The following is a 23584-nucleotide window of genomic DNA, read 5'->3' on the forward strand; positions in this document are numbered from 1 at the left end:
CGCGCTCCCAGTGTCCGGCGAGCAGCTCATGACCGCGCTTGATCGACCGCGCCAGATGACACCACAGGAGAACGGCCTGCGATGCTGGACGAGCGCACCCTGCGGATGTTTGCCGGGCCCGGCGGCCGCACCCCGGACTGGCTGTGACGTGGGCTGACGATCATGTCCCCAGCAGGTCGCTGACGAAGATGTCCTCGCTCGTCAGGTGGCGTTTCGACAGGCCCTGCTCGTGGTGGTAGCGCAGGAAGGTGTCGATCGCCGTGCGGTTGGCTTCGACGCCATAGGGCCACCAGTCCCCGCCGAGCAGGCGCCGATTCTCGGCGAAGAGTTGGCTGAACCAGGGAGTCATGAGGGCCATGTGTTGTTTGGCCGCCCCCTCGCGGTACTGGCGCGCCGTGATCTCCTTCGCCTCGCTGAAGGCCCGGTAGAGGGCGGTTGTCACGTCAGGCTGGTCCGCGAGTTCCTTGCGTACCGCGATGACGTGCATGGGCGGGAAGATGCCGGTGCGCCGGTAGTAATTCCGTTCCACCGTTGGGTAGTCGGGGAACAGCCGCGCGACCCTCGGTGATCCGTCCAGCAGCGTCTGCGGGACATCGACGGAGATCAGTGCGTCAATCTCGCCCGCCTCGAGCATGGCCCCGAGCGTGTGACCGTGCGCGGCGCGTCGGACGTCTACGCCGGGGGGCACGGGCTGAGGGATCCAGTCGAATGACGGGACAGGATAGTTGGTGCCGCCGATGATCCACCGGCACTGGTCGGGGGTGACGCCGTAGTCGTCGGCCAGGATGCCTTTGGGCCACACGCCCGCGTCGTGTCCGTACAGCGCGAACTCGCCCACGGTTTTCCCGGCGAGATCCTGGGGTTCGGCGATACCGCTCGCGATGTTGACGAAGATCGCCGAGTGCCGGAAGTTCCGGTTCGGGAAGATCGGCAGCGCCAGGAACGGCGCATCCCGCTGGTCGAACAGGCGCAGGAAGTACGTCAGTCCCAGCTCTGCGACGTCGAAGTCCCCGCGCACCATGCGCCGGAAAATGTCCGACACGAGTGGCGCCGTCTCGAACGTGGCATCCACGCCCTCGACGGTCACAGTCCCGTCCAGCAGGGCTGCGGTGTGTTCGTACCGGTAGACACCGATGGCAAGCGTCGGATTGCTCACAACTACACCTCGCTTCCGTGAATGATCGTTCACTGTTAACATGGAGCTGTCAAGGCGAACAATCATTCATTTTGTGTCGGTCAACGGCACCACGGAGGTCGGCTCGATGCCGCGGATCACCGACGCGCGCCGCGAGGTGCGCCGCGCTCAGATCGTGGCGGCGGCGCGTCGCTGCTTCGCACGTGAGGGGTTCCACCAGACCTCGATGCCGGACATCGCACAAGAGGCAGGTGTGTCCGTCGGCGCCCCGTACCGCTACTTCGCCAGCAAGGAGGAGATCATTCTCGAACTCGCCGGCGACGCGTTCCACCTGCTGTTCGAGCCGGTAGCGCGACTGGTCCAAGGCGAAAAGGTCGCCACGGTCGCCGATCTCGTCGCTGCGTCGATCGGCCCCGCCGCCAGAGACACTGCCCTCGATGCGGCCGGCCAGCCCGTCCCCGTCGACGAGCTACTCCGCTGTGCCGTGCAGGCATGGGGCGAGCTACTCGTGCACGAAGGACTCCACCGGCGAGCGGTCGAGGGATTCGAGAATGTCCGACAAAGCATGGCTGAGGTCCTTCGTCACGGCCAAGCCGCCGGGACGGTGCCGACCGGGCTGGACCCCGAACGCGGGGCCAGGGTCGTACTGGCGCTACTGCACGGTTTCGTGCTCCAACGCGTCGCGTTCGGGCTCGACGACATCGCTGGCTTCACCGACGCTGTTCAAGCCACTCTCGCCGGCGCGGGAATCCTCAACGCCACTGAGCCGTAGGCGCCGATCGGGACCCTCCGCGCCGCACTCATTCTTGAGACCCTACAGACGGCTCACCGCGATCGCGGGAGTCAGCGAAAGTCGCGGGATGCGTGCTGGATGGTCACGGGGAGGTGTTCGATGCGGTCGGCGCGGAGGCTGATGACGCCTTCGGGGGGAGCGTTGGACCATGGCGCGCACGAGCATCGCGTGAGCTGGCGCGGGCGACTGTTCGGAAGCCTGACCAGGTGTTTTGTTCGACGACGCCGGTGGCCCGGACGTCCGCGGCCGCCAGCTCGAGCTTGGTCATGCCGGGCAGGGGCGGGGCGTCCAGGCCTGGGGCGAGGCCGGGAAGGTGGCCGGGGTGGTGCCGGGCGGCCGCGCCGGCGGCCCACAATGCCTGGCCGCAGTCCTGTCCCCAGCTCGGTAGCGCGCCGGCGGTGGCCAGCGCTTCGATGGCGGGGGTGTCGAGTCGGACCCGGCGCGTGAGGTCGTCCTGCGAGGTGAACGGCCCCGCGGCGCGGGCGTCGACGATCGCCGCGGCGGCGTCGCAGCCGAGGTTGCGCACGGTCCCGAGTCCGAGCCGGACCGCCAGCCCGCCGGCGCTGTCGGCGTGGGGTTCGAGCGTGGCCTCGACTGGGATGCGGTTGATGTCGGGGCCACGGTGATCGCCCCGTGTCGGTGCCCGTCTTCGACCAGCGATTGCGGACTGTAGAGGCCCATCGGCTGGGCCTTGAACAGCCCGGCGAGGAACGCCGACGGGTGGTAGCACTTGAACCACGCGCTGGCGTAGACCAGCAGCGCGAAGCTGTGGCTGTGGCTGTTCCGGGAAGCCGTAGTCGCTGAAGGCGTAGATCTGGTGGAAGATCTGCTCGGCGAGCTCGCCGGTGACGCCGCGTTCGGCGGCGCCGGCGAAGAACCGGCGCGCGAGCCGGGCCATCTTCACCGGCGGGCGCACGGGATATGACGTGGCTGCGCGACGTGATCGTCCCCTCCGCGTCCCCCGTGGCGACGAACTGTAGCTCACCGCGAATGACACGCGGCTGGGCCGGCAGTCCCCTCAACCCGTCCAGCCCCTGACGGATCTGGGGCTCGCCAAGGGATCACTTGCACGCGACCCGGATCTGAACTATTTTCAGAGGATGGTGAATCTTACTCGGCGTCTCGCTCGCCGTGACGCCGAGATCGCCTTCGCGGACTCGGGCGCCACCGGTCCTGCCGTGGTGCTCACGCATGGCGCGGGTGTCGACCACACGATGTTCGACGCGCAGGTGACGACCTTGACGCAGCACGGGTTTCGCGTCGTCGTCTGGGATCTGCGCGGGCACGGCCGGTCGGCGCTCGCGCCCGGGGTGCGGTTCAGTGCGACGGACGCACTGGAGGACCTCGGCGCGCTGCTCGCCGAGTGCGGAATCGATACACCCGTGCTCGCCGGACACTCGCTCGGCGGCAATCTCGCGCAGGCCTTCGCGCGGACGCACCCGCAGCGTGTGAGCGGCGTGATCGTGCTCGACTCCACCTGGAACGCCGGCCCGCTGTCCGCGCTGGAACGGTGCGCGCTCCGACTCGCTGCGCCGGCGCTCGCCCTGGTTCCCGCGAAATCCCTTCCTCATCTCATGGCCCGCGCCTCAGCGGTCTCCCCCGACGCGATCGCCCGGACCGAAGCACTCTTCGCCCGCATGCCCAAACGCAGATTCCTGGACGTGTGGGCGGCGACCGTGTCGTTCGTCGCGCCCGACCCCGGATACCGTTCGCCAGTGCCACTCGCCCTGGTGCGCGGCGCCGAGGACCGCACGGGCAACATCGCCACGGCGATGTCCCGCTGGGCCGCGACCGAAGGCGTCGCCGAGCACGTGATCCCGCGCGCCGGGCACATGGTCACGTGGGACGCGCCCGCGGAAACCTCGCATACCCTGCTGCGGATCCTGAACGGCTGGCAACACCCGATCCGACACGGGGAGCAGCGATCATGACCCCGGAACAGCAGGATTTCGTCAACGCCCTGGGCGACACGCTGGCGACGTGGAACCTCCCTCGTGCCACGGGCCGGATCTACGGCTACCTCCTGCTGCGCAGCGAAGCGTCCACTTCGGACGAGCTGCGCGCCGCGCTGTCCCTCAGCTCCGGGGCCGTGAGCACCGCGACCAGGGAACTGGTTTCCTGGGGGCTGGCACGAACGATCCCGCAACCCGGCAGCCGCCGCCTGCTCGTCGAGGCAGCCGGCGGCTTCGAACAACTCCTCGCGGCCAGCCACGAACGCGCCCGAGCCTTCATCCGCACGCTTCGGGCGGCCGAGGAACTGACCGAGACGGAACGGGCGGCGGGACGACTGCGTGACGTCCGGGACCTGTTCACGTCCTACATCGACGCCGGCGAGCGAGTGCTCAGGGAGCGCGCCGCGGATGGCAACACCCGCATCCAAGCGTAGAAACTATGCCGCATCCGGCAACACCGGCCGGACACGAAGCCAACCTGCCTCCCCGTCGCCGACCCACGCGCCGGAGTGAAGCCGGCGCCGTTCAGCCGGGACGCGAAACTCCCCAGCTTCGACTCCGCCGCTTCTGCGGCCCCGACCGGGGCGGCGGCGCGCGCAGGTGATCCCGCACCCGGCCATCACCTCAACCAGCGCTCGCCGAACAGACTTCCGTGTTCGCCCAAGACCTCCCAGTTACCGGGTCGAACACCACCTGCCGTAACCCGCTCGGCGCCCACGGCACCACGCTACCCGGTTCCAGGAGATGCCGGCCTACGCCGCCTCCGGACACGGCGCCGTCCTCGTGGGCGTCCAGGTCGAACAGCTCTACCCACGCCCGAACGTGACCTGCCTGCCCATCGAAGGCGGTCCTCCTTCGACTACGCCCTGGTCTGGCGCACCGACGAGATCGGTGCGCTGCACGAAGTCAACTGGCAGCTGGACTCGGCCGTTCTCGCCGTCCTGGTCGGCGTGCAGGTCGTGCAGTCGTGCGGCGGTGTCGGGAAGCTGGTCGACGATCACCAGCTCTCCCCTGGCCCGCAGCTCGTCCGCGGCTTCCACGCAGGCTGCTCGGCGAGCGGCTTTCCTGCGCCACCGGGCAGCGGCGAAGGCGAAGTTGCCGGGCCACGAGCGCAGCGTGTCGAGCAGGTCGGCGTGCGCTTCGGGATCGGACTCGAACTCGGTGAGCGCGGCGTACTGTTCCAGCGTCAGCTGATCATCCTCGCGCAGGGCCTCGCGGGTGGCGGCGCTGCGCGCGACCGCGAGGCCGGCGGTGACACGGTCGGCGGAGGTGCTCAGTTTCTCGGCGATCTCCTCGGGTGCGAGGTCGAACAGGGCCATCCGCTCGAAGATGTGCACCTCTTCGGCCTGGGTGTAGCCGACGCGCTGCGTGTTCTCGTCCCACTGGTCGATCAGCCGCTGCGCCTCGTCCTCCTCCCCCGCCTCCACCACGATCACCGGGATGGTGGGATGCTGGTCGACGCACAGCCGATTGGCCAGCACGCGGCTGAACCCGTAGCGCAGGCGCAGGGTGCCGTTCTCGTCCGGGTTCGCGGTGACCGCGGTCTTCACCCCGTACTTGGCGATGCTGGCGCACAGGCCTGGGTTCTTCGCGCGGATGTCGTCGATCTCCCGCGAGTTGTCGTCGAGAACGAGCTCGAACGGATCGACGTAGTACAGGCCCGGTGTTTCCCAGGTCTTGGCGGTGTTCACTGGGGACTCCTTTCACTCGGTTCTTGGTTGCCGTGGGGGAAGTACTCGGTGCTGCAGCACCACCCGACCCACGCATCGCCGTGACGGACCGCCGCTTCGACCGGACCGACACGACTGCAGATCAGGCACTCGACAGCGCCGGCGTCGGGGAACGCTCGACGTTCGGGTGTGACGAGAGGGTGATGGGCTTTGTCTTGGGCCATCGCGGGTGTGGTCACCTCGTCGACGACCGCGTCGTACAGCGGCGTCGGTTCCAGCAGCTCGTCGAGAGCGCTGAACGTAGTGGAATGGCCGACGGTGACGTTGACGTTGCCAGGCTCGAACAGCCAGTGGGACATGATGATTTCGGTGCTCCTCTCACGGTGCAGCGGACGCCGAGGCCGAGGGGGTGCGACAGCGGCCAACGGCCACCCACCGCCCGCTAGATGCAGCGACAGTGGTCTGCTTGTGGCGCGGACAGCAGGCCGCCGACAGCGGCTCTAAGCTGTCTGCCGAAGACGTCGGCACGCGCGGGAGCGCTCTGGCGATGTGGCACGAGCACAACCCGGCCCCTCTGTTCTCACCCTCCGAAGCGACCACGAACTCGCTTGCGGAGGCCGAGCAGGACATCGCCGCGTGGCGAGAGTCGAAGCTGGGGTTCCTGACCTTCCTAGACCAGGAGTACGCCGCTCAGCTACGGGAGATCCACGAGATCCCACCGGTGCTCTTCCACCAGGGCAGCCTCGTACCCGGCGAGATCGGCATGTCGGTGGTCGGCTCGCGCCAGGCCTCCGCCCGAGGCCTGGACCTCGCTCGTGCGACGGCTCAAGGACTGGTCGACCGCGACATCACGGTGATCTCCGGCCGGGCGGAAGGCATCGACACCGCGGCGCACACCCGGGCGCTCGACGCTCGCGGCCGGACAGTCGCGAATCATCGGCACGGGCATCCTCAAGTCCTATCCGCCGGAGGACCGGGACCTGCAGTCCTGCGTCGCCGACACGGGCCTCGTGCTGTCGCAGTTCTGGCCGAATACCCACCTAGCAAGCACGGCTTCCCGATGCACAACACCGTGATGTCCGGGTAGGGGCGCGCAACCATTGTTGTGGAGGCCGGAGAGCGCAGCGGTGCGCGGATCAAGGGCCCGGCAAACCGTCGCGCACCGCCGGCCGGTGATCCTGACCGACCTCATCGTGCAGGCGAACCGCTGGCCCGCCGATCTCATCGGCCAGCCCGGCGTCCACGTTGCGCACGGCACTGCCGAGGTGATGGCCATCGTCGAGGACATCCTCACCGCCTCCGACGAAGTCGACGAGCTGCTCGCCTTCGCCCTGCAACGATGAGGTCAGAGGGCCAATCCGGCCGCGTACCGCGTCCCGGGGTCGCGCCGCGGCCGAACCGAATGTCGCCGACGCGCAGAGCCCGCGGCTTGCCGTCTGGAGGCTGCCGAAGGCTTATCCTCCCGAGTTCCGCGCTCGCGCCGTCGCCCCGGTTCGAGCGGGCAAGCCAGTGCGAGAAGCCGCGCAGGAGCTCGGGATCAGGGAGTCGTGCTCGCACAGCTGGGCCAAACAGGATCGTATCGACCGTGGGTGAACGTGCCGGTCTGAGCAGCACCGAGCGCGCGGAGCTGGCAGCGGTGAAGCGGACCCAAAGGGCGAAAACAGTAGTCGCCCGCCTTGCAGACCGGGCATTGCCGGCGAAATTGGCCTGCGGGTTGCTGGAAGCCAGCCAGTCGGGGCTCTATCACTGGCGGTCCCGGCCGACCTCCCCAGCGGCATTACGCCGGGAGTCGTCGCCCGAGGTCATCACAGAGATCCACACCCGCCCCCGGGGCGGGCACCTACAGCGCACCCCGGGTACGGGGCGGACGGCGAACCGCTGCCCCTGCTGACGACCTGGGCGGGCGCGCGACGGCGCGGGCGCTCGACGAGCGCTCGAAGAAGCCGCCGCTGCGGAACAGCCAACGCGAAGCCGTCACCTACCCCGCCACACCGGATCCCGCTTCTCGGCGAAGGCGCGGGCGCCCTCCTGCGCGTCCTCGGATTCGAAGACGGGCCGCACGAGTGCCTGCTGTTCACGGAAGGACTCGTCCGCGCCCCAGTCCCAGCACCGGCTGACCACATCCTTGGAGACCCGGACCGCCAGCGGGGCGTTCGCGTTGATCCGCCGGGCCAGCGCCAGCGCCTCGTCGCGCGCTCGGCCCGGCTCCACCAGCCGGTTGACCAGCCCGTGGCGGTACGCCACCTCCGCATCGAACGGGTCTCCGGTCAGGGCGTGCTCCATGGCCAACTGGTAGGGCATCCGCCGGGGCAGGCGCAGCAGACCGCCGGCGGCGGCGACGAGACCACGCTTGACCTCGGGGATTCCGAAGCGAGCGCCCTCGGCCGCGACGATCAGGTCGCACGCCAGCGCGAGCTCGCACCCACCGGCCAGGGCGTACCCCTCGACGGCCGCGATCATCGGCTTGGACAGCCTGCGTTCGGTCAGGCCGGCCAGGCCCAGCCCGGGAATCGACACACCCTCACCGCGCAGGAAAGCCTTGAGGTCCATGCCGGCGCAGAACGTGCCGCCGGCGCCCGTGAGGATCCCGGCCAGCAGGTCCGCGCGCTCCTCCAGCTGATCCAGGGCAGCACTGACCGCCCGGGCGACAGCGGAGTCGATCGCGTTGCGCGCCTCCGGCCGGTTGATGGTGATGACCAGAACGTCGTCATGCTGGTCGACCAGCACGCAGTCGGTCACCGCGCCACCCCCTTGCCCGACGGGACGAGGGTTCGCGCGATGACGTTGCGCTGCACCTCGCTGGTGCCTTCGCCGATCTCGAGGATCTTCGCGTCGGCGTAGAACCGGGAGATCGCCGATTCCCGGATGAACCCGTACCCGCCGTGGATCTGGACGCTCGCGCTGGCGACCCGGTTGGCGACCTCGGAGGCGTACAGCTTGGCCATGGCGGCGGCCTTGGCGTACGGACGTCCCTGGTCGCCCAGCCAGGCGGCGCGGTAGACCAGCCAGCGCGCGGCCTCCACCTCGGTGGCCATGTCGGCCAGTTTGTGCCCCACGGCCTGGAACTTGTTCAACGGGCGCCCGAACTGCTCGCGGTCCCCGGCATGGCGGATCGCGAGGTCCAGGGCGGCCTGCGCGAGCGACAGGGACAGCGCGGCGACGCTCACCCGCCCCGCGTCCAGCACCTCCAGGAACTGTCGCAGCCCGTTGCCCTCCTCCCCCAGCAGGTGGTCCTCCGGGACCCAGCAGTCGGTGAACACGAGCTCGCGGGTGTCCAGGGCGTGCCACCCCAGCTTGCGCAGCGGCCGCCCCTTCGCGTAGCCGGGAGTGCCGTCCGGCACGAAGAAGGTTCCGTACCTGTTCTTGCCGCTGGCATCCGTACCGGTGACCGCCAGCACCGTCACGCCGAGGCTCATCTCGGTGCCGGCGTTGCTGATGAACATCTTCGTGCCGTTGAGCACCCAGCCGTCTTCGGTCCGCCGCGCCCTGGTGCGGATGCCCGCCGCGTCCGAGCCCGCCGTGGGTTCGGTCAGGCCGAAGGCGCCGAGCTTCTCCCCGGTCGCGAGGGGGACCAGCCACCGCTTCTTCTGGTCATCAGTGCCGAACCGCGCCAGCGGCAGGGTCGCGATGGTGGAGTGGGCGTTCCACGCCGCCGCCACCGACTGATCGGCCTCGCCCAGGGCTTCCATCGCGGCCACATAGGACACCAACCCGGCATCGGCGCCGCCATAGGTCTCCTCGACGAGCATGCCCATCAGGCCGAGTTCGCCGAGACTTCGGAACACCTCCGCCGGGAAGTAGCACCGCTCGGACCAGTCCGCCGCGTACGGCGCGATCTCCCTGGCAGCGAAGTCCCGGCACATCCGTTGCAGGGCAACGGTTTCCGCGGGCAGGTCGAAGTCCATCTCAGCGCTCCTCCGGGGTCAGCAGGATCTTCAGGTGGGAACCCGAGCTGAGTTCGCCGAACGCGTCGAGCCCCTGAGCGAGCGGGTAGACACCCGTCAGCAGCGGAGTGGGGTCGAGCCGCGCGGTGGCGATCAGGTCCAGCACGCGGGGGATGTCGAAGTTGTACCCCAGCGATCCGAGCACGGTTCGCTCGAACGGCACGATCTGGGTGAGGGGGATCGACGCGGCGCCACCGCTGATGCCGGCGAGCACGGCCCGGCCGCCTCGCCGCACCGTCTTGACGGCGAGTTCGACCAGCTCGGGCCGCCCGGTGGCCTCGACGACGACGTCCGGCCCGACTCGCCCGGTTCGCAGGAACACCTCACGTCGCACGTCGCTGACGGCCGGGTCGTACACCTCGGTCGCGCCGAGCTCGGCGGCGCGCTTCGCCCGGCCGGGCACCGGCTCGCTGACGTAGATCCCCGCGGCGCCGGCGAGCTTGAGCGCCATGAGCGCCGCGATGCCGATCGGGCCGGCTCCGAGGAGCAGCGCGGTGTCGCCGGGCCGTACTCCGGCCCGGCGGACCGCGTGCAGCCCCACCGCGAGGGGCTCGGCGAGCGCAGCCAGCTCGTCCGTCACCCCGTCGGGAACCGGCACCAGACCAACCGCGGGCACGGTGACGAACGGAGCGAACGCCCCCGGCGAGGCGACGCCGACCGAACCGCCCTTGGCGCAGATGTGGTACTCGCCGTGGCGGCACCAGCGACAGACCCCGCACCGCAGGCACGGATCGACCGCCACCCGCGTGCCGACCTCGATCCCCGGCACCGGCGAGCCCAGTGCGGCGACCCGGCCGCTGAACTCGTGCCCCAGCGTCATCGGGGGCGTGGCGCCGGTGAGCGGGTGGGGTGTGGTCCGGATGAGATTCGGACCCGCGGTGTACTCATGCAGGTCCGTTCCGCAGATGCCGGCGTAGGACACCGCCACCACCGCGTCGCCAGGCGCCGGGGCCGGTGGTTCCGGTACCTCGTCGAGCCGCAGATCACCTCTGCCGTGCCATCGCAACGCTCGCATCCGACCCACCTTCGCGTCAGAGTTGTTTTTTCGAACAATCGGTACAAGAATCGTGGTTCCCCGCCAGATGTCAAGGGGGCGGGCCGAAACCCCAGCAAGACAAGGGCAGAACAGGATGACTTCCACTCAGGCGAGCGACACCGCCCGCGAGGTCGGCGCGAAGACCGAGATGTACCGGCGGATGCGGCTCATCCGCCAGTTCGAAGACCGGGCGTCCCGGCTGTACCGCACCAACCAGATACCCGGTTTCCTGCACCTGTCGATCGGCCAGGAGGCCACGGCGGTCGGCGCGTGCTGGCCGCTCGACGACCGGGACGTCATCACCTCCACCCACCGAGGTCACGGCCACTGCATCGCCAAAGGCCTGGACGTGACCGGCATGTTCGCCGAGCTGATGGGCCGCAGCACCGGAACCTGCCAGGGGCGAGGTGGTTCGATGCACATCGCCGATCCCCGCAAGGGGATCTTCGGCGCCAACGGGATCGTCGCGGCGGGCCTGCCCATCGCCACCGGAGCCGCCACCGCGGCGCAACTGCGCGACCAGGGCGGCGTGGTGCTCGCGTTCTTCGGCGACGGCGCGGTCGCCCAGGGCATGTTCCACGAGGCGGTCAACCTCGCCGCGGTGTGGCGGCTGCCCATCATCTTCTGCTGCGAGAACAACCACTACGCCGAGTTCTCCGCCGCGAAGGACCAGCACCGTGCGACATTGGCCGACCGCGCCCGCGGGTACGGCATCGGCTACGCCCACGTCGACGGCAACGACGTCGTCGCGGTCGCCGAAACGACGACCGCACTGGTCCACGACCTCCGCCGTGGCGCCGGCCCCGTGCTGCTGGAAGCGGAGACCTACCGCTGGCACGGGCACTACGAGGGCGACCCGGAGCGCTACCGCGAGCCCGCCGAGCTCGAAGAGTGGAAGACGCGCGACCCGCTCGCACTGCTCGCCGCGCGGCTGGAGGCCGACCGCGTCGCGGAGATCGACCGCGAGGTGGACGAGATCATCGACAGGGCGGTCGAGCGGGCTCAGGCCGCCGACGAGCCCGCACCGGAGACGCTGCACCACTTCGTCGGCGTCCCCCGCGAGCCGGTGCCGGAACCGCCCGAACCCGACGGCGAGGTTTTCCGCACGATGGATGCCGTGCACGAGGCGCTCGAGCACGAACTGGCCGCCGACGAGGACGTGTTCCTCGCCGGCATCGACGTCGCCGCGGGCGGCAACGTCTTCGGGCTCATGCGGGGGCTGGCGGACAAGTACCCCGGACGCGTCCGCGACACGCCGATCTCGGAGAGCGCGATCGTCGGCGCGGCCGTGGGGTCGGCGATGGCGGGCCTGCGTCCCGTCGTGGAACTGATGTACCTGGACTTCCTCGGGGTGTGCCTGGACCAGCTGATGAACCAGGCGGCCAAGCTGCGGTTCATGACCGGCGGCGCGGTCAGCCTACCGCTGGTGGTCCGCACCCAGTTCGGCGCGGGCAAGTCCTCCGGGAGCCAGCATTCGCAGAGCCTGGAGGCGCTGCTCGCGCACATCCCCGGGCTCACCGTGGTCATGCCGTCCACGCCGGCCGACACCTACGGCCTGCTCCGCGCGGCGATCCGGGACCCCAACCCGGTCGTGTTCATCGAGAACCGCCTGCTGTACGGGCGCAAGGGGCCGCGCCCGCGGCCAGGACACCTGGTGCCACTCGGCAAGGCCGCCATTCGCCGCGAGGGCACGGACGTCACCCTGGTGTCGTACTCGAAGCTGGTGCACGACTGCGTCGCGGTGGCCGGGGACCTGGCGCGGGAGGGCATCAGCGTCGAGGTCGTCGACCTGCGCACCATCGCGCCGCTGGACACCGGCACCGTGCTGCAGTCGCTGGCCAAGACGAACCGGCTCGTCGTCGCCCACCAGGCAGTCGAATCCTTCGGCGTCGGCGCCGAACTCGCCGCCGTCGCGGCCGAGCACGGGTTCTGGACGCTGGACGCGCCGGTTCTGCGCGTCGGCGCCGCCCACACCCCCGCGCCGTACGCGCCGTCACTGGAACGCGCGTGGCTCCCCGATCGGGACAGGATCGCCGCGGCCGTGCGGAAGTCCGTCCGTGGCTAGCGTGCGCGTGTCCGGGAGCCGGGGTCAGGCGCCCTCGCGCTCCCGGAACGAGCGCACCCGCTCCTCGAGGTCGTCGGCGTCGTAGGAGGGGCTCCGGAAGCCGGAGATCAACGTGGCGCAGTACTCGCGGGACAGGAACTCGGCGTCCCACCCCCCGCCGGGTTTGGCCCACTGGTAGGTGTGGTTGTGCATGTTGAGGAACTGCAGCATCGCCAGCCGCGCGTCCATCTTGCGGAACGCTCCGGACTCCATGGCCTCCACCAGGAGGTCCTGCACGATCTTCTCGAACTCGTGGCGCTGGCGCAGAAGGCGCGTCCGGTTCGCACCGCGCAGGTGCCGGTAGTCGTGCTCGTAGACCCAGATGTGGTCCAGCCGAGCCAGGATGAGCTCCAGCAGCGTCTGCGACAGCAGGCGCAGCCGCAGCACCGGGTCCTCGTCCAGTGCCGCGATCCGCCGCGCGGCGGTCAGCAACGGGTTGAGAACGCGGTTCTGGATTTCGACCAGCAGGTTCTCCTTGGACCCGATGTAGTAGTACAACGCGCCCTTGGCCAGGCCGGCGACCTGACCGATCTCGGCGATGCCCGTCGCCGCGTAACCCTGCTTCGCGAACAGCTGCGCCGCCTGGTCGATGATCTCCTGCCGCTTGATCTCGTAGCCCGGCCCGTGTCCCGGTGGTCTTGGCATAAGCCCACAGCTTATTCCGCGTTCCCGGCGACGCGTGCGCCCGCCTGGGAAACCGCCCGCGCGCTTCCCCGGTCTCACCCAGTCCGGGCTTGTCAGGTCCCGGCCCGAGCCTTAGAGTGCTTCCCGTCACCGTTTCGTAGACCGACTGGTACACGAAACCCGCCACCGGCACAACACACTGGAGTGATGGCCCGTGAGTGATGAAGAATCTCCTGCTCAGCAAGGCCTTACCGTGCTGCGGGAGGAAGTTTCCGAAGAGGACCTGCGCGCCCTGGGTGTCGACCTGGCCCGCGACTTCCCCGGCAGCACCGCGGCGGACTTCCGCCGGTACCCGGTCTTGTCCGAGGGCGGCTGGTTCATCGCCGTGAAGCACCAGAAGACCCTCGAGTCGGTCGCCCGCGAGCCGGGCCCCCTGCTCGGCCCGATCACCCTGGCCTCCGTTGGCCTGGACGTGAACTGAGAGAGGAAAGGTCATCATGATCGGAGTCGATGTCGGCGGCACCTTCACGGATGTCGTGGCGATCGAGGACGGGAAGATCAAGACCGTCAAGGTGTCCACGGACGTGCGGACCACCGAGCGGGGCGTGCTCAAGGGAGCCGAGGAGATCGGCGTCGAAGCCGCCGAGGTCTTCAACCACGCCAGTACCCACGGCCTCAACGCGGTGATCACCCGGCGCCTGCCCAAGATCGCCTTCCTCACCACGGACGGCCACCGCGACATCCTCGACATCGGACGGACGTGGCGCCCGGTCGAGGGCCTGATGAACCCCACGTGGCGACGCTCCTACGGCGACGCGAACCGTCCCCTGGTGCCCCGCTACCTCCGTCGCGGGATCCGCGAGCGCCTCACCGCCGACGGCGCCGTGCTGATCCCGCTCGACGAGGACCAAGCCCGCGCGCAACTCTCGGTGCTGCGCCGCTGCGGCGTCGAAGGTGTGGCGATCTGCCTGCTCAACGCCTACGTCAACGACCACCACGAGGAACGCCTGCGGCAACTGGTGCACGAGGAGCTGGGCGACATCCCGGTCTCGATCTCCAGCGAGGTCTCACCGCTGGCCAAGGAGTTCGCCCGGGCCTCCACGACCGTGGTCGACGTGTTCATGCGCCTGATCTACGGCGACTACACCCGTCGCCTCGACGCGGGTCTGCGCGAGCTGAAGTTCACCGGCGACCTGAACTTCGCCGACTGCGCCGCTCAGCTGGTGCGCTCGGACGTCGCGATGGAGCACCCGTTCCGCATCGTGTTCGCCGGCCCCGCGGCGGGAACCGTCTCGAGTGCGCACTTCGGCAGCGTGATCGGCGCGCACAACCTGCTCTGCGCGGACGTGGGCGGAACTTCGTGCGACATCAGCATCGTCACCGACGGCAAGCCGTTCGTGAACACCACGTTCGAACTCGAACACGACCTCATCGTCAACGCGCTGTCGAACGAGATCTCCAGCATCGGAGCCGGTGGCGGCAGCCTGGTCACCATCAACGCGGCAGGCGAGCTGAAGGTCGGGCCGGGCAGCGCCGGCGCGGATCCGGGTCCCGCCTGCTACGGGATCGGCGGCACCCAGCCCGCCACGACCGACACCTGCCTGCTCATGGGGATCATCGACCCGGACGGCTTCGCCGGCGGCCGGATGAAGCTGGACCCGGAGCTGTCCAGGCAGGCGTTCGAGGCGCTCGACACGAAGCTTTCGTTCGAGCAGCGCGTGTCCTACGCGTTCAACATCGGGATCAACAACATCGCCGAGGGCGTCACCAACATCGCGATCCAGCACGGTGTCGACCCACGGGACTACAGCCTCGTCGCCTACGGTGCCGCGGGCCCGATGCTGCTGCCCGCCGTGCTCGATCTGGTGCACGCCGCCGAGGTGATCGTGCCGCCGCACCCGGGCCTGTTCTCCGCGCTGGGTCTGGTCAGCACCGACCTCGTCTACGCCGACAGCCGCAGCGCCTACACCCTGCTCACCGCCGAAGCAGCCGAGTCGATCGACAAGGTGTACCGCTCCATGGAGCAGCGCCTGTCGGAGCGGCTCAAGGAGAAGGACCGCGGCAACGTCACGTTCGTCCGCAGCTTCGACGGACGCCTGGCGGGCCAGACGTGGGAGACGCCGTTCATCACGGTCCCCGACGGCGAGATCACCGCCGAAGGCGTCGAGCAGATGGTGGCCAACTTCCACGCGGCCTACGCCGAGCGCTCGGGCAACAAGTTCGAGGCGCTGCCGGTGCAGGGCGTGACCTACCGGGTCCAGGCCGTCGTGCACGCTGACAAGGTCGAGTACCCGGTGCTGCCCGAGCGGGCCGCGGGCGAACGCCCGGAACCGACCCGCACGCTGACCATCCGCTACCTCACCGACGAGGACCTGCCCGCCCACGAGTACCAGCGCGCCGACCTGCGCGCGGGCGACGCGATCGACGGTCCGGCGGTCATCCGCGAGCCGCTGTCCACGACATTCCTGGTGCCCGGGCAGACCGCTCACGTCGGTAGGCACGGCGAACTGCGCATCCGCAAGGCGTGAAGGGAAGACCATGACTGTTTCACTCAAGGACCTCGACGACGCGCAGTTCACCGAGCGGTACGGCGCCGACCGGTTCACCGCCACAGTCCTGTCCAGCCGGATGCGCTACATCGTGCAGCACATGTGCACGGGGCTGCTCAACAACGCGTTCTCGCTGATCCTGCGCGACTGGTACGACTTCGCCGCGACCATCTCCGGGCCGCCGGAGCAGAACTACCCGATGTCGTCGGTGAGCAACAGCCTCGCCATGTTCCTCGGCACCATGTCCGAGGCGGTGCGCAACACCATCGAGGAGTACGGTCCGGAGAACCTCCGCCCCGGTGACGTGGTGATCTGCAACGACCCGTACCGCGCCGGCAACCACGTGAACGACATCTGCTTCATCCGGCCGGTCTTCGCCGGCGACCGCATCATCTCGTTCGTGACCCTGCGGGCCCACCAGCTGGACATGGGCGGCGTGGTCCCGGCCGGGTTCAGCGGTACCAAGCGGAACGTGTACGAAAACGGCCTGGTGATCGCGCCGACCCTGCTCTACCGCGACGACAAGCCGGTCAAGTCGGCGTTCAACCTGATCTTCGACAACGCCCGGTACTGCGCCCTGCTGCTGCCCGACATCAAGACCATCTACGCGAACCTCCTGCTGGGCGAGCAGCTCATCCTGGAAAGCGTCGACCGGTACGGGACCGAGGCCTACCTGGGCGCGATCCGGTACAGCACCGACGTCTCCGCCGAGGCGATGCGCACCGCCCTGGCCGCACTGCCCGATGGCGTCTACGAGGCCGAAGAGGGCATCGACTGCGACGGCATCGACGACACGATCGACTACCGGATCAAGGTCCGGATCACCAAGACCGGTCCGCGCATGGAACTGGACTTCAGCGGCACCTCGCCCCAGGCGCGCACCAGCATCAATGCCGGCATCCTGGACACCAAGACCGCCGTCGGCGTCGCGCTGAAGTTCCTCATCGACCCGGCCACGCCGTTCACCTCCGGCGCCTACCGCGACATCGACATCGTGCTGCCCGCGGGCACTTTCATCAGCGCCACCCCACCCGACGGCGCGGTCTTCCTCTACTGGGAGAGCACCGGCCCCGTCCTGCTGGCGGTGTTCCGCGCGCTGGAGAAAGCGCTGGGCCGCAAAGCGGTCGGCGGCGACTACGGCTCGCTCAACATCCACAACGCCAACGGCGTCCTCGAGGACGGCACACCGTGGGTCACCACCGCCCAGTGCGGCGGCGAGCACGGCCCGTGGGGCGCCACCGAAGCCGGCGACGCGGACAGCTACTCCGTGGTGTACCAGGCCAACAACCTCGACCCGGCGACCGAGGCGATCGAATCCGAGCTCCCGGCGGTCGTGCTGCGCAAGGAGTACACACCGGACAGCGGCGGCGCGGGAACCAACCGCGGCGGCGCGGCCGTCCTCAAGGACACGTTGTACCTGACAGCGGCCGAGCACTGGTCCAGCCCGCTGCACACCAAGAGCCCCAGCGGACTGGGGGTCTACGGCGGCCGGAACGGCGGGCTCGGCGCGACGTGGATCTTCCACCCCGAGGACGGGGACGTCGTGCGCCGCAAGGAGCTGATCGGGACCGCCGACGAGGTCTACGCCGGGGCGACCCCGGTCGCCGGCATGCTCGACCCCGCCACGAAATGCGTCGACCCGGACGGCGAGTACTTCTACTTCGCCAGCACGCCGGTCTGGCACACCAAACCCCACGCCGTGTTCCGCTACCTCACCAACGGCGGCGGGGGCTGGGGCGACCCGCTGCGACGCGACCCGGAGCGGGTCAAGAAGGACGTGCGCGACGAGTACGTGACCGTCGAGGGCGCCTACCGCGACTACGGGGTCGTCATCACCGGCGACCCGGTCAACGATCCGGAAGGGCTGCAGGTGGACGAAGCGGCCACCCGTCGGCGCCGCGCCGAGATGGCCGCCCGGTAAGGAGGAACCCGAATGACAGCCACCGAACTCACCGATCGGCAGCGCGAACTGCGCGAGCAGTTCCTCTCCGAACGCGGCTACTGGAACAAGTTCTGGGAAGGGCTGCTAACCCTCGATCCGGAGTTCTTCGAAGCCTACCTGAACTTCTCGGCCGTCCCCTGGCGCAAGGGGGTTCTCGAACCCAAGGTGCGGGAGCTGATCTACACCGCCATCGACGCCTCCACGACGCACCTGTACGAGCCGGGTCTGCGCCAGCACATCCGCAACGCACTCGGCTACGGGGCGACCAAGGAAGAGATCATGGAGGTCCTGGAGCTGACCAGCGTGCTCGGCATCCACACCTGCACCCTCGGCGTGCCGGTGCTGATGGAAGAACTCGAAGCCCACGAGCGGAAGAACGGCCAGGGTTCGTGAACGGAGTTCTCGCCGCGGGCGGTCCAGCCGGCATGCACGGACAGCAGGCCGTCGTGACCGGGGCCGCCCGCGGCATCGGCGCCCGGATCGCCAGGGAACTGGCGTGGGCCGGGGCTTCCGTGACCGTCCTGGACGTCAACGACCCCGCGGAGACCGTCGCCACGATCACGGCGGACGGCGGTACCGCTTCCGGGCACGCCGTGGACGTCAGCGACCTCGCCGCCGTCCGGAGGGTCCTCGCGGGGTTGCCCCGGCTCGACGTCCTGGTCACCTCGGCCGCGGTGTACGGCGACACAGTGGCCCTCGACGACCTGGACGAGTCGGAAGTGGACCTCGTCCTCGGGGTCAACGTCAAGGGCACCCTGTGGACGATCAAGGCCGCGTTGCCGCTCCTGCGGCAACGCGGTGGCCGGGTGGTCTGCATCGGCTCCGTCGCGGGCAAGGTCGGCGGCGTGCTCGCCGGACCGCACTACGTGGCGAGCAAGGGAGCGGTGCACGCGGTGGTGAAGTGGCTGGCCAAGACCGAAGCGGCGCACGGGATCACCGCCAACGCGGTCGCTCCCGGCGTGGTCGACACCGAGATGGTCGCCGGGCGCGGGTACCGGCCCGACTACTGCCCGCTGGGCCGGCTCGCCCAGCCCGAGGAGATCGCGCGGGTGGCGGCGTTCCTCGCCTCCCCCGCGGCCAGCTACCTGACCGGCGCCGTCGTCGACGTCAACGGCGGATACGCGATGAGTTGAGCAAGGAGACACAATGGACTGCGCTGTCATCACGGGCGCCGCGTCCGGCATCGGACGAGCCTGTGCGCTACACCTGGCCACCACGGGGGCGACGGTAGCCCTCCTGGACCTCGACGGGGCGGCGGGGACCTGTCGCGAGATCGAGGAACGCGGTGGCAAGGCCGCGGAGTTCGCGGTCGACGTCACCGACGACGAGGCCGTGCGCGACGTCATAGGCCGGCTGCCCGCGGCCCCGCGGGTGCTCGTCAACGCCGCGGGCATCATCGTGCGCAAGAAGCTGCTGGAATGTTCCGTCGAGGAGTGGCGCCGGGTGGTCGACGTCAACCTCACCGGGTACTTCATCCTCCTCCGCAACGTGGTCCCGGCCATGTCCGCCGCGGGTGGCGGGTCCATCGTGCAGATCGCCTCGATCGCCGGGCACACCGGATACGGGTTCTCCTCCTACACCGCGGCCAAGGGCGGGGTACTGGCGCTGACCAAACAGCTCGCGGCGGAACTGGCCGAACACCGGATCCGCATCAACTCCGTCAGCCCCGGTGTGGTGGAAAGCGGCCTGAACCGGGACACCCTGGGAAACCAGGCGATCAGGACGGCCACTGTGGACAACATTCCACTCGGCCGGCTTGGCGAACCGGACGACATCGCCCGCGTCGTCGCCTTCCTCGCCGGCCCCGCAGCCGATTTCGTCACCGGCGCCGATCTCGTCGCCGACGGCGGCATGATCAGCACCATCCACTGGGGCAAGGCGGGCGCGGAACTGCACAGCTTCCACTCGGAGGATCGCTGATGTACAACTTCGCCGCCGTGCTCGAGCACAACGTGGGGCGGTACCCGGACAAGATCGTGCTCACCCAGGACGAGCGGCGGGTGACCAACCGTGAGTTGTCCGCCCGGGTGCACGCCCTCGCCGCCGGGTTGCGCGAACTGGGCATCGGACGCGGCGACATCGTGTCCCTGCTGCTGTACAACCACCTCGAGTTCGTCGAAACGGTGCTCGCGCTGAACCACATCGGCGCCGCCTTCCTGCCGCTGAACTACCGCCTCTCCCCCGCCGAGTGGGAGTTCATCCTCGGCGACTCGGAAGCGGCCGCGATCCTGACCGAACCCGAGTTCGCCGACGCGGTACCCGAATCCGCGGTCCGGCACCGGTTTCTCCTCGGTGGAACACGGGACGGGTGGGTGTCCTACGACGAGCTCGTCGCCCGCCACCTCGGGGAGACGGTGCCGGTCGAGCCGGTCGGCCCGGACGCGCTCCAGCGCCTGATGTACACCTCCGGCACGACCTCCCGCCCCAAGGGCGTGTGCATCACCCACACCAACCTGCTGTACAAGAATCTGGGGCAGATCGTGGAGTTCGGGCTCACCAGCGCCGACACCACACTCGTGTGCGGCCCGCTCTACCACGTGGGTGGGCTGGACCTGCCCGCGCTGGCCACCCTGCACGCCGGCGGCTCTCTGCTGCTGACCAGGAAGTTCGACGCCCGCGAGGTCGTCGACATCATCGAACGCGACCGTCCGACCAACGTCTGGCTCGCCCCGTCGATGATGAACGCCCTGCTGCACCTGCCGGGCATCACCGAACGCGACACCTCCTCGGTCCGGTTCGTCATCGGCGGGGGCGAGAAGATGCCGGTCCCGCTCGTCGAACGCATCCGCGCCGCGTTCCCGTCGGCCTGGTTCGCCGACGCCTACGGGCTCACCGAAACGGTTTCGGGCGACACGTTCAACGACGCCGAACACATGCTGTCGAAGGTCGGGTCGGTGGGCAGGCCCGTCGTGCACCTGAGGGTGCGCATCGTGGACGAGTCGGGACGGGAAGTTCCGCGCGGGCAGCTCGGTGAGATCACGCTTTCCGGGCCCAAGGTGTTCGCCGGGTATTGGCGCGACCCGGACGCCACGGCGAAAGCCTTGCGCGACGGGTGGTTCCACACCGGGGACATCGGCCGGCTCGACGAGGACGGCTACCTCTACGTGGAGGACCGGAAGAAGGACATGATCGTCTCGGGCGGGGAGAACATCGCGACGCCTGAGGTCGAACGCGTCCTGTACGAACATCCGGACGTGGTCGAGGCCGCGGTGGTGGGCATGCCGCACGAGCGGTGGGGCGAGGTGCCCAAGGCGTTCGTCGTGTTGCGCCCCGGAGCCACGGTCGACGCCGCCGGCCTGGTGGCGTTCTGCCGCGACCGGCTCGCCAAGTTCAAGGTCCCCGCCGAAGTCCGGTTCCTCGGCCAGTTGCCGCGCACGCCGTCGGGCAAGGTGCTCAAGCGCGACCTGCGGACCCTGCCGGTGATCGCGTGACGATGTTCGACCTCACCGGGAAGACAGCTTGGGTGACGGGGGCGGGCAAGGGTCTCGGCCGCACGATGTCCCTGGCCCTGGCCGCCGCGGGCGCGCGGCTCGCCGTGACCTCCAGGACTGAGCAGGACCTGCGCACGCTGGCGGACGAGGCCGGCCCGGACACGATGGTGCTGCCGGGGTCGGTCGACGACCCCGGGTTCGCCGACGAGTGCGTCGACCGCATCGGACGGGTGGACGTCCTGGTCAACTGCGCCGGGATCAGCCCGGTGTTCACCCGCAGCGAGTCACTCGGCGACGACGACTGGCACCGCGTGCTGCGGGTCAACCTCGACGGCACGTACTTCTGTTGCCGCGCCGCGGGGCGCCGCATGCGGGAACAGGGAGCGGGCAGCATCGTGAACGTGTCCTCGGTGCACGCCACAACCGGGTTCCCGCGGATAGCCGCCTACGCCGCGAGCAAGGGCGGCGTCGAAGCCCTCAGCCGCGTACTCGCCGTCGAGTGGGCCGACCGCGGCGTGCGGGTGAACACGCTCGCGCCCGGCTATTTCGCGACTGACCTGTCCGAGGGGCTGGTGAACAGCCACTGGGGTGAGGTCATCGTCAACGCCGTGCCGCAGGGCCGCATCGGCGACGCGAGCGAACTGGCCGGCGCGGTGGTTTTCCTGGCCAGCGACGCGTCGTCGTACGTGACCGGCAGCACCCTCCGCGTCGACGGTGGGTGGACCGCCCACTGAGGTCCGGTCCAGGTTCCTGGGCTGAGATCCCGGCCAACACCTTCAGCCGTCTTCGAAGCGCCGGAGCAGGAGCGTGAGCAAAGCGGCCAGGTCGCCCTTCTGCTTCTCGGTCAGGGGGGCGAGCAGGTCGTCCTCGAAGGCGAAGTGTTCGGCGATGTCCTGGTCCAGGTCCGCTACGGCCGCTGCGGTCAGCGTCACCAGGACGCTGCGCTGGTCGTCCGCCGAGGCTTCCCGGGTGATCCAGCCGTCACGCTCCAGCCGGTGCAGGCGGCCGGTCAGCCCGGAGGACGAGATCAGCATCTCCGCGCGCAGCTGGGACGGTGTCATCGCGTACGGCGGACCGATGCGCCGCAGCGCCCGCAGCACCTCGAAGTCGCCCACGTTGGCCACCATCCGTCCGCGCCGGCGGCGCAGCCGGGCGTTCTCCGCGCCCTCCACGTGCTGCGCGATCCGCAGGATCCGGGCCAGCACCTCCGACGCCGACACGTCCAGTTCGGGCATCTGCTCGGCCCACAGCGCCACCGAGCGGCCGACGACATCACCATCCATGTCGTGAAGTAGTACCTCGTGTGTCTCCGGACACTCGCATGACCCCTCGAGTAGATAGTTCGCTCGCGAGCGAGATAACCGGGCCTTCGTGACTGCCCCTACCTCGGCGCCCACCCGGCCGGTCGCGCGCCGCTCTCCCAAGGGCTCGGTGCTGCTGCGGTTGTTGCGCACGACGGACCACAAGCAGATCGGCATCATGTACGTGGTCACGTCGTTCGCCTTCTTCATGGTGGGCGGCGCGATGGCGATGCTGATCCGCCCCGAGCTGGCGCGCCCGGGGCAGCAGTTCCTGTCGCAGGAGCAGTACAACCAGCTGTTCACCATGCACGGCACGATCATGCTGCTGCTGTACGCGACCCCGATCGTGTTCGGTTTCGCCAACTTCGTGATGCCGCTGCAGATCGGCGCCCCGGACGTCGCGTTCCCCCGCCTCAACGCGCTGTCCTACTGGCTGTTTCTGTTCGGCGGCGTCATCACCGTTTCCGGCTTCCTCACCCCGGGCGGCGCCGCCGATTTCGGCTGGTTCGCCTACACACCCCTGTCGAGCGCGATCTATTCGCCCGGCGCGGGCGGCGACCTGTGGATCGCCGGGCTGACGGTGTCCGGGCTGGGCACCATCCTCGGCGCGGTCAACATGATTACCACGATCGTCTGCCTGCGCGCGCCGGGCGTGACCATGTTCCGGATGCCGATCTTCACCTGGAACACGCGCTGGTGACGAGCGTGATGACCCTGATCGCGTTCCCGATCCTGACCGCCGCACTGCTCGGCCTGGCGGCCGACCGGCACCTCGGGGCGCACGTGTTCGACCCGGCCAACGGCGGGGTGATCCTCTGGCAGCACATGTTCTGGTTCTTCGGCCACCCCGAGGTCTACATCGTGATGCTGCCGTTCGTCGGGATCGTGTCGGAGATCGTGCCCGTGTTCAGTCGCAAACCGCTGTTCGGCTACAAGGGCCTGGTCTTCGCGACGCTGGGCATCGCGGCGCTGTCGGTCGCGGTGTGGGCGCACCACATGTACGCCACAGGCGCCGTGCTGCTGCCGTTCTTCTCCTTCATGACCTTCCTGATCGCGGTCCCGACCGGTGTCAAGTTCTTCAACTGGATCGGCACCATGTGGAA

General features: G+C 69.3%; 24 protein-coding genes and 1 pseudogene. 16 read left to right on the plus strand and 9 right to left on the minus strand.

The genetic code is table 11. From position 1 onward, the window contains the following. Positions 1-160: 160 nt before the first annotated feature. Positions 161-1156, minus strand: coding sequence for a PhnD/SsuA/transferrin family substrate-binding protein (locus ABZ193_RS29645; RefSeq protein ID WP_020417296.1), 996 nt, complete (start codon positions 1154-1156; stop codon positions 161-163). A gap of 40 nt (positions 1157-1196) precedes the next feature. On the opposite strand from ABZ193_RS29645, the gene ABZ193_RS29650 reads away from it, so the two are divergent. Then, a complete protein-coding gene (locus ABZ193_RS29650) occupies positions 1197-1907 on the plus strand; it encodes a helix-turn-helix domain-containing protein (RefSeq protein ID WP_354712311.1) in 711 nt (236 codons plus the stop codon). A 103-nt stretch (positions 1908-2010) separates the two neighbouring features. On the opposite strand, the gene ABZ193_RS29655 is transcribed toward ABZ193_RS29650, so the two are convergent. After that, entirely contained in the window at positions 2011-2844 is an 834-nt protein-coding gene (locus tag ABZ193_RS29655) for a hypothetical protein (protein WP_354712312.1), read from the minus strand. Positions 2845-3028: 184 nt separating this feature from the next. On the opposite strand from ABZ193_RS29655, the gene ABZ193_RS29660 reads away from it, so the two are divergent. After that, positions 3029-3859: an alpha/beta hydrolase gene (locus tag ABZ193_RS29660; protein ID WP_354712313.1), complete on the plus strand. Its 831-nt coding sequence runs from the start codon at positions 3029-3031 to the stop codon at positions 3857-3859. Beyond that, on the plus strand, positions 3856-4314 hold the full coding sequence (locus ABZ193_RS29665; protein WP_354712314.1) for a transcriptional regulator: 459 nt from the start codon (positions 3856-3858) through the stop codon (positions 4312-4314). Before ABZ193_RS29660 ends, ABZ193_RS29665 begins: the two co-directional genes overlap by 4 nt. 372 nt (positions 4315-4686) lie before the next feature. On the opposite strand, the gene ABZ193_RS29670 is transcribed toward ABZ193_RS29665, so the two are convergent. Both ABZ193_RS29670 and ABZ193_RS29675 read right to left on the minus strand, forming a co-directional pair. Then, a complete protein-coding gene (locus tag ABZ193_RS29670; RefSeq protein WP_020417300.1) occupies positions 4687-5571 on the minus strand; it encodes a hypothetical protein in 885 nt (294 codons plus the stop codon). Next, a complete protein-coding gene (locus ABZ193_RS29675) occupies positions 5568-5909 on the minus strand; it encodes a hypothetical protein (RefSeq protein WP_354712315.1) in 342 nt (113 codons plus the stop codon). Before ABZ193_RS29675 ends, ABZ193_RS29670 begins: the two co-directional genes overlap by 4 nt. A 107-nt stretch (positions 5910-6016) precedes the next feature. Between ABZ193_RS29675 and ABZ193_RS29680 the strand changes: the two genes are divergently transcribed. The 3 genes from ABZ193_RS29680 (at position 6017) to ABZ193_RS29690 (ending at position 7143) form a co-directional block, all read left to right on the plus strand. Further along, complete coding sequence (locus ABZ193_RS29680; RefSeq protein ID WP_354712316.1) at positions 6017-6637, plus strand: DNA-processing protein DprA; 621 nt, start codon at positions 6017-6019, stop codon at positions 6635-6637. Between the two features lie 85 nt (positions 6638-6722). Further along, positions 6723-6893: a hypothetical protein gene (locus ABZ193_RS29685; protein WP_020417302.1), complete on the plus strand. Its 171-nt coding sequence runs from the start codon at positions 6723-6725 to the stop codon at positions 6891-6893. 100 nt (positions 6894-6993) lie between these two features. Beyond that, positions 6994-7143, plus strand: coding sequence for a transposase (locus ABZ193_RS29690; protein WP_354712326.1), 150 nt, complete (start codon positions 6994-6996; stop codon positions 7141-7143). A gap of 381 nt (positions 7144-7524) precedes the next feature. Here ABZ193_RS29690 and ABZ193_RS29695 read toward each other — a convergent pair whose 3' ends face one another. From ABZ193_RS29695 to ABZ193_RS29705, 3 genes are read right to left on the minus strand one after another with little or no spacing between them, the layout of a single operon-like run. Beyond that, positions 7525-8289 (minus strand): crotonase/enoyl-CoA hydratase family protein, encoded by a 765-nt coding sequence (locus ABZ193_RS29695; protein WP_354712317.1) that lies wholly within the window; start codon positions 8287-8289, stop codon positions 7525-7527. After that, positions 8286-9455: an acyl-CoA dehydrogenase family protein gene (locus tag ABZ193_RS29700; protein ID WP_354712318.1), complete on the minus strand. Its 1170-nt coding sequence runs from the start codon at positions 9453-9455 to the stop codon at positions 8286-8288. Before ABZ193_RS29700 ends, ABZ193_RS29695 begins: the two co-directional genes overlap by 4 nt. Position 9456: 1 nt before the next feature. Beyond that, on the minus strand, positions 9457-10509 hold the full coding sequence (locus ABZ193_RS29705) for an alcohol dehydrogenase catalytic domain-containing protein (RefSeq protein WP_193354341.1): 1053 nt from the start codon (positions 10507-10509) through the stop codon (positions 9457-9459). A 115-nt stretch (positions 10510-10624) separates the two neighbouring features. On the opposite strand from ABZ193_RS29705, the gene ABZ193_RS29710 reads away from it, so the two are divergent. Continuing rightward, the gene (locus tag ABZ193_RS29710) at positions 10625-12595 is read left to right on the plus strand and encodes a dehydrogenase E1 component subunit alpha/beta (RefSeq protein ID WP_354712319.1); all 1971 of its coding nucleotides are present in this window, start codon (positions 10625-10627) and stop codon (positions 12593-12595) included. Between the two features lie 24 nt (positions 12596-12619). Here the strand turns inward: ABZ193_RS29710 and ABZ193_RS29715 are convergent, their stop codons facing one another. Then, on the minus strand, positions 12620-13279 hold the full coding sequence (locus tag ABZ193_RS29715) for a TetR/AcrR family transcriptional regulator (RefSeq protein ID WP_354712320.1): 660 nt from the start codon (positions 13277-13279) through the stop codon (positions 12620-12622). Between the two features lie 232 nt (positions 13280-13511). Between ABZ193_RS29715 and ABZ193_RS29720 the strand changes: the two genes are divergently transcribed. The 8 genes from ABZ193_RS29720 to ABZ193_RS29755 are packed head-to-tail and all read left to right on the plus strand — an operon-like array spanning position 13512 to position 21914. Next, positions 13512-13739 carry a hypothetical protein gene (locus ABZ193_RS29720; RefSeq protein WP_354712321.1) on the plus strand — a complete coding sequence of 76 codons (228 nt, stop codon included), beginning with the start codon at positions 13512-13514 and terminating at the stop codon, positions 13737-13739. Between the two features lie 16 nt (positions 13740-13755). Then, positions 13756-15786 (plus strand): hydantoinase/oxoprolinase family protein, encoded by a 2031-nt coding sequence (locus ABZ193_RS29725; RefSeq protein WP_354712322.1) that lies wholly within the window; start codon positions 13756-13758, stop codon positions 15784-15786. Positions 15787-15796: 10 nt separating this feature from the next. Continuing rightward, positions 15797-17728, plus strand: coding sequence for a hydantoinase B/oxoprolinase family protein (locus tag ABZ193_RS29730; RefSeq protein ID WP_020417310.1), 1932 nt, complete (start codon positions 15797-15799; stop codon positions 17726-17728). A gap of 12 nt (positions 17729-17740) precedes the next feature. After that, positions 17741-18142: a carboxymuconolactone decarboxylase family protein gene (locus tag ABZ193_RS29735; protein ID WP_020417311.1), complete on the plus strand. Its 402-nt coding sequence runs from the start codon at positions 17741-17743 to the stop codon at positions 18140-18142. Beyond that, on the plus strand, positions 18139-18882 hold the full coding sequence (locus ABZ193_RS29740) for an SDR family NAD(P)-dependent oxidoreductase (RefSeq protein ID WP_354712323.1): 744 nt from the start codon (positions 18139-18141) through the stop codon (positions 18880-18882). Before ABZ193_RS29735 ends, ABZ193_RS29740 begins: the two co-directional genes overlap by 4 nt. A 13-nt stretch (positions 18883-18895) precedes the next feature. Continuing rightward, positions 18896-19669 carry an SDR family NAD(P)-dependent oxidoreductase gene (locus ABZ193_RS29745; protein ID WP_020417313.1) on the plus strand — a complete coding sequence of 258 codons (774 nt, stop codon included), beginning with the start codon at positions 18896-18898 and terminating at the stop codon, positions 19667-19669. Further along, a complete protein-coding gene (locus tag ABZ193_RS29750) occupies positions 19669-21180 on the plus strand; it encodes a long-chain fatty acid--CoA ligase (protein ID WP_354712324.1) in 1512 nt (503 codons plus the stop codon). Before ABZ193_RS29745 ends, ABZ193_RS29750 begins: the two co-directional genes overlap by 1 nt. Positions 21181-21182: 2 nt before the next feature. Continuing rightward, positions 21183-21914: an SDR family oxidoreductase gene (locus ABZ193_RS29755; RefSeq protein ID WP_354712327.1), complete on the plus strand. Its 732-nt coding sequence runs from the start codon at positions 21183-21185 to the stop codon at positions 21912-21914. Between the two features lie 42 nt (positions 21915-21956). On the opposite strand, the gene ABZ193_RS29760 is transcribed toward ABZ193_RS29755, so the two are convergent. Continuing rightward, the gene (locus ABZ193_RS29760; RefSeq protein ID WP_354712325.1) at positions 21957-22463 is read right to left on the minus strand and encodes a MarR family transcriptional regulator; all 507 of its coding nucleotides are present in this window, start codon (positions 22461-22463) and stop codon (positions 21957-21959) included. A gap of 88 nt (positions 22464-22551) precedes the next feature. On the opposite strand from ABZ193_RS29760, the pseudogene ABZ193_RS29765 reads away from it, so the two are divergent. Then, a pseudogene (locus ABZ193_RS29765) lies at positions 22552-23584 on the plus strand (cbb3-type cytochrome c oxidase subunit I); the annotation flags it as partial.

The organism is Amycolatopsis sp. NPDC006125, assembly GCF_040614195.1.
GTDB classification, from domain to species: Bacteria; Actinomycetota; Actinomycetes; order Mycobacteriales; family Pseudonocardiaceae; genus Amycolatopsis_E; species Amycolatopsis_E tucumanensis.

What these genes read in the sequence shown, in the direction of transcription:
- ABZ193_RS29700 (WP_354712318.1), bottom strand. Translation starts at nt 9,455, where the DNA reads ATGGACTTCGACCTGCCCGCGGAAACCGTTGCCCTGCAACGGATGTGC.
- ABZ193_RS29665 (WP_354712314.1), top strand. Translation starts at nt 3,856, where the DNA reads ATGACCCCGGAACAGCAGGATTTCGTCAACGCCCTGGGCGACACGCTG.
- ABZ193_RS29705 (WP_193354341.1), bottom strand. Translation starts at nt 10,509, where the DNA reads ATGCGAGCGTTGCGATGGCACGGCAGAGGTGATCTGCGGCTCGACGAG.
- ABZ193_RS29760 (WP_354712325.1), bottom strand. Translation starts at nt 22,463, where the DNA reads ATGGATGGTGATGTCGTCGGCCGCTCGGTGGCGCTGTGGGCCGAGCAG.
- ABZ193_RS29675 (WP_354712315.1), bottom strand. Translation starts at nt 5,909, where the DNA reads ATGTCCCACTGGCTGTTCGAGCCTGGCAACGTCAACGTCACCGTCGGC.
- ABZ193_RS29750 (WP_354712324.1), top strand. Translation starts at nt 19,669, where the DNA reads ATGTACAACTTCGCCGCCGTGCTCGAGCACAACGTGGGGCGGTACCCG.
- ABZ193_RS29650 (WP_354712311.1), top strand. Translation starts at nt 1,197, where the DNA reads ATGGAGCTGTCAAGGCGAACAATCATTCATTTTGTGTCGGTCAACGGC.
- ABZ193_RS29660 (WP_354712313.1), top strand. Translation starts at nt 3,029, where the DNA reads ATGGTGAATCTTACTCGGCGTCTCGCTCGCCGTGACGCCGAGATCGCC.
- ABZ193_RS29745 (WP_020417313.1), top strand. Translation starts at nt 18,896, where the DNA reads ATGGACTGCGCTGTCATCACGGGCGCCGCGTCCGGCATCGGACGAGCC.
- ABZ193_RS29710 (WP_354712319.1), top strand. Translation starts at nt 10,625, where the DNA reads ATGACTTCCACTCAGGCGAGCGACACCGCCCGCGAGGTCGGCGCGAAG.
- ABZ193_RS29735 (WP_020417311.1), top strand. Translation starts at nt 17,741, where the DNA reads ATGACAGCCACCGAACTCACCGATCGGCAGCGCGAACTGCGCGAGCAG.
- ABZ193_RS29755 (WP_354712327.1), top strand. Translation starts at nt 21,183, where the DNA reads ATGTTCGACCTCACCGGGAAGACAGCTTGGGTGACGGGGGCGGGCAAG.
- ABZ193_RS29715 (WP_354712320.1), bottom strand. Translation starts at nt 13,279, where the DNA reads ATGCCAAGACCACCGGGACACGGGCCGGGCTACGAGATCAAGCGGCAG.
- ABZ193_RS29725 (WP_354712322.1), top strand. Translation starts at nt 13,756, where the DNA reads ATGATCGGAGTCGATGTCGGCGGCACCTTCACGGATGTCGTGGCGATC.
- ABZ193_RS29730 (WP_020417310.1), top strand. Translation starts at nt 15,797, where the DNA reads ATGACTGTTTCACTCAAGGACCTCGACGACGCGCAGTTCACCGAGCGG.